The sequence below is a fragment of the Anaerobiospirillum sp. NML120449 genome (genome assembly GCF_023051105.1).
Classification (GTDB): domain Bacteria; phylum Pseudomonadota; class Gammaproteobacteria; order Enterobacterales; family Succinivibrionaceae; genus Anaerobiospirillum.
Window position 1 is genome coordinate 1 of sequence record NZ_JALKIL010000054.1, and the last position, 11,800, is coordinate 11,800.

Genomic DNA, 11,800 nt, shown 5'->3' on the forward strand with positions numbered 1-11,800 from the left:
TTTACCATCATGACCCCCTGCTAACTTTCTTCCAAAACTACACTATATTAACCTGCTATGTAAATCACATACATTTATAAACATCTATTGTTTAGGGCTTCTACGTAAACATTGTCCGTCTATATGACTTTCTAACTTCATTAATTCAGAGAGAAATTACGAAATTTTTGTTCGATATATCTTTATGCATCAATGGTTGTTGTGCCAAAATCGATTGTGTTATAAATTCTAATTAACATAAGTAAATATACTTGTTTTCCAGTATGTATATAAATCAGATAAATACGGGAAAATATCATTAAAAAACTTGCGATTATGTAGTAGCTATGATATTAAGAATGGCTCCGGAGAATCAATCAATCTATGTTCCGGAGCCAACTCTCAAAAAAATAGAGGTGTATTATGGCCGCTACAAGCAAAACAGGCAAGTCCAGTTCATTCAACCCCCGCCCTGCTGCAACTACCCGCGATCAGCAAGATGTTTTAGAAAAATTAGGCTTCGCAGATACTGCTACTGAACTGATTGTTGAGGAGTACATCAACCCAGTAAAGCTCAAAGAGTTCTCTAAGAGTTTTAAGAAGACAGTTGCCACTGTTTTCTCTGAACAAAACGTTGTGTCGAAGTTCGATAAGACAGATTTCTTCCAGTCATTCACTCATTCATTTATGGAGGGCCATGGTAGTGCTGTGGTGGCCGGTGAGTAATTAGGTAAAGGGACGCTGCTCCGGATTTCGGCCGACCTTAGTGGATATCAGTACCTTTACCAGGCAATTATCTGCCCCTTTATTATCCTGGATCTGACACCTTCATCCTGATACAGAGCACATGACTGTCATCCTGGATCAGGGCACGTCTAAGCTTGTACTGGCTTGCCGGTGGAGAAGAATGGTTGCTGCAACCTGGTGATGAATTCGATGAGGCGGGGGTTTTACGCCTCTATCGGAGCACAATGGAAGTGACTCAGTCGTACAGGTATGAGGTAAAGACATAATCCATGGTTAGACATCATCAAGGGCCTGACGCCAGACAGTGTAGTGACAGCCTATGGTACAGATAATTGAGACGGCACAGACCAGGGTACAGATAATTAAGGCGGCAAAGAGCAAGGTACAGATAATGTCCCAGCTTTTGCCAGGAGAAAGTACCAGTAAGCAGCTGCTACCTGTCTAATGACTTTAGTCCTTCGTCACGGCTGATACAGGGACGGGCGCCTTGGCCATGGTTGGGTCACTGTCATCAAGAGCCCGTGGTTAAACATGAGATAGAGGCCTTTTGTCAGGCACAGCAAAGCATCATTATGTTGTCCTGAATAATCCTTTGTAAAACAAAGAAGCAAGTGACAGTAGACAGAGCGGAACTGTAAATTGCCTGTAGATAGCGGGAATGTTGCCATGGTTAAGCATACTGACGTCTTTCGTTTTTATTCGGGCCTGTAATGAGCGGAAGATGTACGTGTTTACTTGCTCAGCTGTGATTATCAGTATCGGGTACATGATGAGCATACAGTTGCCTCGATTAAAGATAGTGAACATACACCAATGCTGATGGTGACTGCTCATTCTCCCCGTTTGTCTGCATATGACTGTGGTCTTGGAGGGTGAGTACAGCACATGCAAATGCAAGCCAGGCAGGGGCCTCACGTATCTGGAGGGAGCCACTGGCATAATCAGGCTTCCTTACGTGGATGTAGACAGTCGTTGATGTGGAATGCAGGAAGTAGCGGCGGCAGAGATGTCACGTGGGCGTATTACTTCAATGTGTACAGGCGTTGCTGAGAAATACAGGAGGTGGCGGCTGAAGATATATCGGGTAGCCGCCATGTCGGTAGTTACTGCCTGAAGTAATCTTCTGAGCTTCATGAAATGGTTCTGATGGTCATATGGCAGCAGACAGATCGAAGGCGCTCCTGACTAACCTTCATGCTTGGCCCTCCTGTATACAGTGGTTCAGTGTCAGGTCAGAAGGCAGGTGGTAAGGAGCAGTACAGGACGGTGGTCATGGTTTAAGGGCTTACGGTGGACTTAAGTCTGTGCAATGAGAATCCAGGTAAAGGTAATACCTTAAAGAAAGCGTCTTGCTTAAAGACCATGGACTGGCGAGTTGAGATATCCGCTCCGAAGAGCAACGGCCTGTGCTTTGGCGAAAACAGGTAAATGATTCAGGAGCGTGCGCAGCATTCTCATTAATGTAGAGCTTAAGGTCTGCTGCTTACAGGATTTGAATAGAGAATGGCGTGACTGGGGGCAGGAAGTCATCAAGGAGGGCTGGGTTGGGGACAGGCACTTACATAACCGGGCCTGCAGGTACAGCCTGATCCCATGTCCGGCATGTGCCTGGTAAGAGAGCGGTACGTGAGCGTGGCTTTCAGGGAAGTATGTGGAGGTGACATTACAGGTAACTGATGCGGTGCAAAAATATATTTTGGTCAGGGAAGGACAGGGCTTATGCACTTTTATGTTTCAGAGAGCAGGGGCAAAAAAATACATAGGATCAGGACACTGGCCTTAAGGAGGCTGAGCATGCTGAAAAACAAAAAGTACCTTTAGGTGTGAACTAAAATTAAAACATCCTGTCAATAATTCATAGTGAAGCCCGTGCTGACGGGGTTTTTGGGTTTTCATGAAATGAATGCCATGTGCCATTTTTTTTCATCCAAAAGTCCTGGAAAAGTAGCAGAATATACCGACAAAGCTCGTGAAAGTTTATGGGTAATTTCTGACTTTTTACATTGCTTTTACATGGCGCCACCCATGGCTGGCAGAGGTTGTTAATAAAGATCTATGGGTGGTTATGTGATCTGTATCACATTATTTATGTTACCGGGGATAAGCTATTTTTTCTAAAAAATTCGGAGATTTTGAGCTGGCAAATGGACAGGGTCATGAACATTTCATCTGTTAAGGATTATCCAGATTATGGTGATCAGAAAATTAGGAAATTTTCACTTTTGGGCACCTTGTGTAAAAATTCTGAAAAATTACTTCACTAGATACAGCAAAACTAGTGATCACGATCCCAAAGTATTGAGCTAAAACAGTGCAAATATTGCACTGAGTCTATTTGTATTTAAGAACTGATAAACGTCATCATTGGCTTATTTATCAAAATCTCGGAACTTTTGTCCTGCATTCAGCACAGATAGAATCTTTTTTCAAAATTTTTCAAAATTTCTAAAAAAATGCTTGCAAAGGAGCGGCTATTTTGTATAATGAAGCTACTCCTTATGTTTGTTTGATTGTTACCCCCTGAGTTCTGATGAACTCGGGGGTTTTTTATATTCGGGCCCGTAAACTGGCCACTTTTTCACTCTGAAACTGCAGTCTTTTACCATTTCTTCCCCTGCCCTGTATTTTGTATCCTTTATTCAGTTCCAAATCTCAATCTGACTGATTTACTCCGTCCATTTTCTGTTACAGATCTTGATGTATTGTCAGAGCTTGCAGTCTGCCTGAGGTATTTATTCAGAGCCTTCGCTGCCTTTAAGTAACACAGTTGTAACATTTACATATACTGTAAGCTGAAGTGTATGCACTGGAAGTACAGATCTGCCTTTTATAATTTCCTGCCGAACAATCCTGCGGTATCTCATACGGTCCCCTGCCGCACCTGATTTATCCGATCCCTGCCATCCTGCGCACTTCCATGAGCTCCGCCTGCATTTACAGTAATGAGCAGCTCGACAGTATGATCAACAGTCCTGTAAGTACGGTCATGGGGGAGGCTGATTTGCTGTCAGGCGCACATGCCCATCATGGTTACCGCTGTTAAGCCCTGCATCCCTGGCCTGGTAGTGTCTGACACCTGTACAAGGGATGTCTCGTAGGTAAAGGCACTTTGGTACATTATTTACAGGCGCCATGAATTATCCATCAGGCAGTATGATGCTCCGTCGCATAGCATCACGTCCTATCCCTTCATTTCCTTTCACCATTGGCGAACCATATCACTAGGCTAAGGTATCAAATACGGCTCTGTGCGGGCGCTTGGGGATGCTGCGGCTCTACAGGCATAAAGTGCTCTTTGGGAGCCATTAGAGCCTGTAGCAGCTTCATAGAGCTACGAGGAGTAGCAGGGACTGCTCAATGACTTTCGTGCTGTTATTGCGGCCGGGACCTGCACAGCTGTACATGCTGTGAGATCTGTAGGCACTCTCCGTAGCTATCCAGGGGAGACGCATTATCAGTACAGTAATCTCCCTATTCTGCCGCGCATGGCAGGAGCTCATAAATAATCCTGATGAGGGATGAAGCCTGGAGGAGGGCTGATGGGGAGCAGCTATTAGAAAAACTGAGTGGCTTTTGATAGAAACAGTAATTTTGGGGCAAATTTTATGTTACTGGTAACGCTGATTTTTGCCCCAAAATCGCAGCAAGTCTGGTCTGGCTAAGTCAGCAATACTTTGGTGTTGTGCAAGATGAAATCGCAGGCAGGTGACGGGTGGTGAGGACACGACGCGGGACGGAGACGGCGCGTGGAATGCTAAAGGCAGGAAGTGCCCGTTGGAGGCAATATGGTGGTGCATTTTGTGTCAGTACAGCCCAATCTTGTTATGCCTGTCCTTTTCCTAAGCTCACAGTGTTAACTTACGACATGACTGTACCTGCTATTGCTGCAGTTTGCTCTCAGGAGTGTGCTGAATGCCTGAGACATGGCCTGATTATCTGGTGCTCAGTGAGCTGCATCAGGGTATGGTTATTCAGCGTCTGTTTGATAAGTGTCGACAGAGCCTGCATGTAGCCGAACTTAAGGTGGCAGGCACCACAACTCTGTCGGCAGCTGGAAAGCCAGATGGCTGCGCAAATCCGGTGTGCAGACCGATGCAGCTTACAGGCTTTCCGGCATTTCTGAGCAGCTTATGCCATTCTTTACCATGCCATGATCGTGTTTTTGCCATGGCTAATGCCATTGCATAGGCAAGGCTGTAAGTGAGCATGGTACATGTCTGATGCTGACTGTGCGGGCGCACGTAAAGTGCGTATGCAGCAGCACTATGACAGTGGATGTGGCGGCGAGCCGTCAGGAAAAATGTCATTCAGCGCCATTATTGGAGTATTATTCTGCCTGAGGCTGCAGACCATCACTACGGTTTGAGCTCAGCTATGGCACGGGTATATCCGTAACCAGGCAGTATCAGGTACCTCTCTGTAAATCCTGAAAACAGTCAGACAGTATCAGCTCAAGTGCTGACTGCAACAGCGTCAGACAGTGTCGGCTCGATTGCTGACTGTAGCAGCGTCAGACTGCGTCCGTCAGTGTCGGCTCGATTGCTGACTGTAGCAGCGTCAGACTGCGTCAGACAGTGTCGGCTCGAGTGTTGACTGCACTACCGTCATACGGTCAGGGATAATGGACCTGTAAAATTATTGATATGCGCCAGATTTGATAATGAGGAGATCTCAGATGCATAACACCGCAACAGAAAAGCAGGCAGCAGCCGTGAAAGGCCTGAAGAAGTGGGCCGCAGTTGGCGCCTGCTGTCTGGTAATGCCTTTTGTTCTTAACGGATGTGCGCTCGCTATTGCAGGTGCAGCCGGAGCCGGTGGTGCAGCTGCAGTCCATCAGGACAACCGCTCTCTTTACAATATGGCCTATGATGAGGGTATCGAGCAGCAGTCATATCGCTTAATCAAGTCTAATTCTCTGCTCTCCAAGCCTGAGGATCTGAGAATCTCTGTAACTGCATTTAACGGCAACGTTCTGATCACAGGCCAGACTATCAACCGTGACTACATTAAATGGGTAGTAAAGAAGATTGAGGGACTTGAGCATGTACGCAAGGTTTACAACTACGCTACCCTGCAAAAGCCGGTATCAGCCCGTGTAGTTTCCAGCGACTCATACATTACCTCCAAGGTCAAGGCCAAGCTGCTTCTTGGTAAGGACATCAATTCCAACCGCTTCAAGGTAGTAACTGAGAACGGTAACGTATTCCTTATGGGCATTGTGAACAAGGATGAGAGCAAGCGCGCTATCAATACCGTTCTGGGCATCGATGGCGTACGCAAGGTCTATCACATCTTTGACTATATTGACGACAACGTTTACCAGGGCAACTCCGGTGAGCACGAGGGCCCAATCAATGTAACCCCACAGAAGGGCAACAGCGCCTCTTACCAACGTCCACAGCGCAACTCTTCCTATGTACCACCAGTTGAGAACAAGCAGAATGGCGGTGCCTACATTATCGAGGATGAGCCAGTCTTGACTCCGGTTGCTGACGACGGCCCTTCCTCCCTGCTGTTACCGGCAAGTGAGTACAACTAAGACGGGAACCTTATCATCCTGAGCCCGACTACTGCGCAGCAGTTATCAAACTGCAGTATATGTCCATAAATCTGCAGGCTTGAGATTTGGGCACCATAATCTTATGTAAAGCAATAATGCGCAGCAATATTCTGCTGTAAGTGATTGCTAAAAGGAAAAAGGCAGTACTTCCAGAAAGCGGAGGTACTGCCTTTTCTATTTTGGAAATCGCAAGGAGGCCTTGCCTTAATACCATGCGGGCAAAGTAGTTTGCAAAATACAAAACAAAAGGCCCTCAGCCACGAGAGACTGAGGGCCATATTGGAGCCGGCGGTTATAGACCAGCTCCTGATAGTTTTGATTCTTAGCCTGACAAAGACAGACCCAGCTGTGGGCGGGTGTTTGCCTGCATCAGCATGGAATGGGAAAATGCTTTTGCAGCCATTTGTGCTCGAGCACATGAAGCGTAAAGAATCCAGGAGCTGGTTATCCTATCAACGTAGCCTACATGTTCTGTTCAGCTTGGAGGGTATGCTGGGCATGTCGCAGCAGCTGGTGAGTAAGAGCAGTGTTGAGCAGCCTGAGCTTTACAGCCCATTACTGCCTCAGCGCATGCACGGGTTGCAGTGCCGGGCATTTCTTGCCCAGCTGTCAGCTTTGGCGAGGTTATCCTCTGCTCAAGAGGCCAGCCGCTGCAGTAGCAGCTTTAAAGGGCATGTTTTTCAGCCGGGGGATCCAGATACTCAAAAGGCCCGCAGCCGTGAAGCTGCGAGCCTTTTGAAGGGTCGCAGTTGAATAAACGACCCTGATAACAATAGCTTATTAGCCTAAGAGGGACAGACCCAGCTGTGGGCGGGTGTTTGCCTGCATCAGCATGGAGGTAGCAGCCTGCTGGATGATGGACTGCTGGCTGAGGTTGGCGGACTCTTCGGCGAAGTCGGCGTCACGAATGCGGCTACGGGCATCTGCCTGGTTGGCGGAAACGTTTGCCTGATTGCGGATTGAGCTCTCCAGTCTGTTCTGGATTGCACCTAGGCCAGCACGGGCAGCATCCACTGCACCAATCATCTTGTCCATGCCTTCAATAGCCTTCTGAGCTTCAGCAGCAGTGGAGAAAGTGATTACATTGTTGGTTTTTGACCAGTATCCCTTAACATCATTCTCTGCCAGACCTGCCATGGAGAGAATCTGGGAGAACTTGACACCGTTTACGTTAAAGCTGATCACGTCACCCTTGTTGGCACCTACCTGTAAGGTAAGAGTTCCAAGTTCATTGCCTTTTGCTGCAGCAGCTTTGGAGAACAGGCTGTCACCGCCAGCACCATCAAGAATCTTCTTGCCGCCGAAAGTAGTCTGCTTGGCAATACGGGTAATTTCCTGAGCCAGAGCAGTAGCCTCTTTTGACAGTGCTTTACGGTCGTCAAGGGTGTTAGTGCCATTTGATGCCTGAACAGCCAGGGTACGGATCTTCTGGAGCATGCCAGTAATCTCATCCATACCGCCTTCAACGGTCTGGGCCAGAGCAATACCGTCAGAGCTGTTACGGTTACCCTGGTTAAGGCCATTAATCTGGGTGGTTAAGCGTGAGGAAATCTGGAGGCCGGCTGCATCGTCCTTGGCGGAGTTGATTCTCAGGCCTGAAGAGAGTCGCTGGTATGTAGTAGTCAGCTGATTCTGTACGTTATTGAGATAGCGTCTGCCGTTAAGCGAGCTCACATTGGTATTTACATATACAGCCATTTTTCAGTCCTTTGTATTTGTGCTAACAACTAACTAAGTCAGGCAGGACAGTGTTTGTGAGCCTGCTCTGTAACCGTTATCACAGTTAACGTCAGGGCATGATTTTATTGGCAGTGAAAATCTCAAAAAGACATAAGGTTGGATACAGGCAGGAAAACTTAAACAATAGATATGAATTACGAGCGTAAAATTATGCACGCGAGAAAGATTATGCCGTGAAATATAGATACCACTCAAATTGTGATTAAAGGCTCTCCAGACACCCTTTTTCTCTCATTGCAAAACTGGCATCATCAGCATAATCTGACATGGCGGTATGGCGCATTACGCGTAGGCCTTAGGCCTGTCAGAGTTGGGAAAATGCTTTTGCAGCCAATTGTGCTCGAGCACATGAGGCCGTAAAGAATCCAGGAACTGGTTATCCTCTCAACGTACCCTACATGTTCTGTTTTGCTTGGAGGGTATGCTGGGCATGTCGCAGCAGCTGGCGAGTAAGAGCAGTGTTGCGCAGCCTGAGCTTTACAGCCCATTACTGCCTCAGCGCATGCACGGGTTGCAGTGCCGGGCATTTCTTGCCCAGCTGTCAGCTATGGCGAGGTTATCCTCTGCGCAAGAGGCCAGCCGCTGCAGTAATGCAGTAAGAACTTTATAGGTCATGTTTTTCAGCCGGGGGAGCCAGATACTCAAAAGGCCCGCAGCCGTGAAGCTGCGAGCCTTTTGAAGGGCCGCAGGTGAATAAAACGACCCTGATAACAATTGCTTATTAGCCTAAGAGGGAGAGACCCAGCTGTGGTCTGGTGTTAGCCTGCATCAGCATGGAGGTAGCAGCCTGCTGGATGATGGACTGCTGGCTGAGGTTGGCGGACTCTTCGGCGAAGTCGGCGTCACGAATGCGGCTACGGGCGTCAGCCTGGTTGGCGGAAACGTTTGCCTGATTGCGGATTGAGCTCTCCAGTCTGTTCTGGATTGCACCTAGGCCAGCACGGGCAGCATCCACTGCACCAATCATCTTGTCCATGCCTTCAATAGCCTTCTGAGCTTCAGCAGCAGTGGAGAAAGTGATTACATTGTTGGTTTTTGACCAGTATCCCTTAACATCATTCTCTGCCAGACCTGCCATGGAGAGAATCTGGGAGAACTTGACACCGTTTACGTTAAAGCTGATCACGTCACCCTTGTTGGCACCTACCTGTAAGGTAAGAGTTCCAAGTTCATTGCCTTTTGCTGCAGCAGCTTTGGAGAACAGGCTGTCACCGCCAGCACCATCAAGAATCTTCTTGCCGCCGAAAGTAGTCTGCTTGGCAATACGGGTAATTTCCTGAGCCAGAGCAGTAGCCTCTTTTGACAGTGCTTTACGGTCGTCAAGGGTGTTAGTGCCATTTGATGCCTGAACAGCCAGGGTACGGATCTTCTGGAGCATGCCAGTAATCTCATCCATACCGCCTTCAACGGTCTGGGCCAGAGCAATACCGTCAGAGCTGTTACGGTTACCCTGGTTAAGGCCATTAATCTGGGTAGTTAAGCGTGAGGAAATCTGGAGGCCGGCTGCATCGTCCTTGGCGGAGTTGATTCTCAGACCTGAAGAGAGTCTCTGGTATGTGGTAGTCAGCTGTCCCTGTACGTTATTGAGATAGCGTCTGCCGTTAAGCGAGCTTACATTGGTATTTACATAAACAGCCATTTTTCAGTCCTTCTTGCTTGTACTAACAACTTGATAATACAGGCAGGATAGGGTGTCCAGGCCTGCTCTGTAATATATGCCTATGCTAACGACCGACTGAAAATTCTTTGCCAATGCAAAACTGTATTATTCGCGATATCAAAAGTAAGCGAAAATTTTGAGCGCTATAGATATAGATTACGAATGTGTATTTATGTGTATAAGTGCGATATTTATGCGAAATATAGATATGAATCAAATGGTGTTCTAAGAGCTCCAACTACACCTGACTTTCCTGCTCCTCCATGCTGACGCAGTACAAGTAACAGATGCGTTTTAATCCTACGTTGATCTGGGCAATCTGCTCAGCATTAAGAAGCATCTGCTAACTCAGCCTCGGAGCTGGCTACGCAGATAGCAAAAAGGCCCGCAGCCGTGAAGCTGCGAGCCTTTTGAAGGGCCGCAGGTGAATAAAACGACCCTGATAACAATTGCTTATTAGCCTAAGAGGGACAGACCCAGCTGTGGTCTGGTGTTAGCCTGCATCAGCATGGAGGTAGCAGCCTGCTGGATGATGGACTGCTGGCTGAGGTTGGCGGACTCTTCGGCGAAGTCGGCGTCGCGAATTCTGCTACGGGCGTCAGCCTGATTGGCTGAAACGTTTGCCTGATTGCGGATTGAGCTCTCCAGTCTGTTCTGGATTGCACCTAGGCCTGAGCGGGCTGCGTCAACAGCGCCAATCATGGCATCAAGTGAGGATAACGCTGCCTCAATGTTCTCGGTCTTGGTCAGGCTGATTTTGTCAGGATTGTTGTTTGCAGCTTTGTTCCAGAACTTATTAAGTGTTGCATCAGCGATGTTGCCAGCCTTTGCAATCTGGGAGAACTTCATGGCATTGACTTCAAAGCTGATAGTATCGCCCTTATTGGCACCTACCTGAAGAGTGAGTTTACCGATGTCATTTGACTGCTGAGCTCCAGCACCGCCCTTGGTCATGATGGAGTTAGTGCCGGCACCGTCCAGGATAAGAGAACCACCGAACTTGGTCTGCTGGGCAATGCGGGTAATTTCCTGGGCCAGTGCGGTAGCCTCTTTACTGAGTGCTACGCGGTCATCGCCTGTGTTCGTGCCGTTGTTAGCCTGTACTGCCAGGGTGCGAATCTTCTGGAGCATGCCGGTGATTTCATCCATGGCGCCTTCAGCTGTCTGGGCGAAAGCTACACCATCGGAGGCATTACGGTTACCCTGGTTCAGGCCATTAATCTGAGTAGTTAAGCGCGAAGAGATCTGGAGGCCGGCTGCGTCGTCCTTGGCGGAGTTGATTCGCAGACCTGAAGAGAGTCTCTGGTATGTGGTAGTCAGCTGTCCCTGTACGTTATTGAGATAGCGTCTGCCGTTAAGAGAGCTCACATTGGTATTTACATAGACAGCCATAACTCTTTCCTATTTTGTACTAACAACTGGAGGCGGCAGGTGTGCGAACACACCTGCGCCTGATTCGCACTAATTGACCATGTTAACGAGTGGGCAATATTAAGTTTGAGTTCAACCGTCAGTGGTACTGATAATCTCAAATACAGGCGTGTAAACAAGTGTAAATAGATATCTAATTCAGGGGATCATGAATACGGTAATGACGGGGATCAGAACAGGTAAATAGATGCCAGAAAAATCAGCTTCAGCAGCATGATGTGACGAAAAAATTGACAGTCACCTGCCTGCTGTCTTGGGCAATGTCGCGCAAAGAAAAGCTCATATAAATCACATTTGTGCAGTGGGGCTGCAGTACGCCCGCAGCACAAGGTCAGTTCCGGGACTTCCTGACGGTCACTGTGCTCATGCACGCTCATCATAAAGTTTCATCATGTAAATTGCTTTTTGTTGGGTTGTGCACGTATGACAATACTGAAGATCCCGTCGTATGTGCCATTTCTGATAGTTCAGCAGCTGCATTGTCTGGCTCATATATTACCCATCACAGATCAAAGCCCAGAGGGATGTATGTTGCTGTACAGGCTGCCATAGTGCGTTGTGCAGTCCATATCAGCCCTGTACTCAGCACTCATGGGGGCACACTAAGGAGTCTCAGCCGTGTTCTGCATTTGTCCTTTTCGTTTCCAGCAAATGATAGTCTGATTTCAGCATACGCATGGTCT

At 47.8% G+C, this 11,800-nt stretch carries 6 protein-coding genes; 3 read left to right on the forward strand and 3 right to left on the reverse strand.

Going from position 1 to position 11,800, the window contains the following annotated elements:
* Nucleotides 1-402: 402 nt before the first annotated feature.
* The 3 genes from MXE41_RS11690 (at nt 403) to MXE41_RS11700 (ending at nt 7,039) form a co-directional block, all read left to right on the forward strand.
* Entirely contained in the window at nt 403-705 is a 303-nt protein-coding gene (locus MXE41_RS11690) for a hypothetical protein (RefSeq protein ID WP_247100608.1), read from the forward strand.
* A gap of 4,696 nt (nt 706-5,401) precedes the next feature.
* A complete protein-coding gene (locus MXE41_RS11695; protein WP_247100609.1) occupies nt 5,402-6,265 on the forward strand; it encodes a BON domain-containing protein in 864 nt (287 codons plus the stop codon).
* A gap of 438 nt (nt 6,266-6,703) precedes the next feature.
* Nucleotides 6,704-7,039 (forward strand): hypothetical protein, encoded by a 336-nt coding sequence (locus tag MXE41_RS11700; RefSeq protein WP_247100610.1) that lies wholly within the window; start codon nt 6,704-6,706, stop codon nt 7,037-7,039.
* A 27-nt stretch (nt 7,040-7,066) separates the two neighbouring features.
* On the opposite strand, the gene MXE41_RS11705 is transcribed toward MXE41_RS11700, so the two are convergent.
* From MXE41_RS11705 to MXE41_RS11715, 3 genes are all read right to left on the reverse strand, one after another.
* Entirely contained in the window at nt 7,067-7,984 is a 918-nt protein-coding gene (locus tag MXE41_RS11705) for a flagellin (RefSeq protein ID WP_247100611.1), read from the reverse strand.
* A 763-nt stretch (nt 7,985-8,747) separates the two neighbouring features.
* Nucleotides 8,748-9,665, reverse strand: coding sequence for a flagellin (locus MXE41_RS11710; protein WP_247100612.1), 918 nt, complete (start codon nt 9,663-9,665; stop codon nt 8,748-8,750).
* A 477-nt stretch (nt 9,666-10,142) separates the two neighbouring features.
* Nucleotides 10,143-11,078 carry a flagellin gene (locus MXE41_RS11715; protein ID WP_247100613.1) on the reverse strand — a complete coding sequence of 312 codons (936 nt, stop codon included), beginning with the start codon at nt 11,076-11,078 and terminating at the stop codon, nt 10,143-10,145.
* Nucleotides 11,079-11,800 lie beyond the last annotated feature (722 nt).

Coding starts and splice junctions, on each gene's coding strand:
- MXE41_RS11690 (WP_247100608.1), top strand. CDS start 403: ATGGCCGCTACAAGCAAAACAGGCAAGTCCAGTTCATTCAACCCCCGC.
- MXE41_RS11695 (WP_247100609.1), top strand. CDS start 5,402: ATGCATAACACCGCAACAGAAAAGCAGGCAGCAGCCGTGAAAGGCCTG.
- MXE41_RS11700 (WP_247100610.1), top strand. CDS start 6,704: ATGAAGCGTAAAGAATCCAGGAGCTGGTTATCCTATCAACGTAGCCTA.
- MXE41_RS11705 (WP_247100611.1), bottom strand. CDS start 7,984: ATGGCTGTATATGTAAATACCAATGTGAGCTCGCTTAACGGCAGACGC.
- MXE41_RS11710 (WP_247100612.1), bottom strand. CDS start 9,665: ATGGCTGTTTATGTAAATACCAATGTAAGCTCGCTTAACGGCAGACGC.
- MXE41_RS11715 (WP_247100613.1), bottom strand. CDS start 11,078: ATGGCTGTCTATGTAAATACCAATGTGAGCTCTCTTAACGGCAGACGC.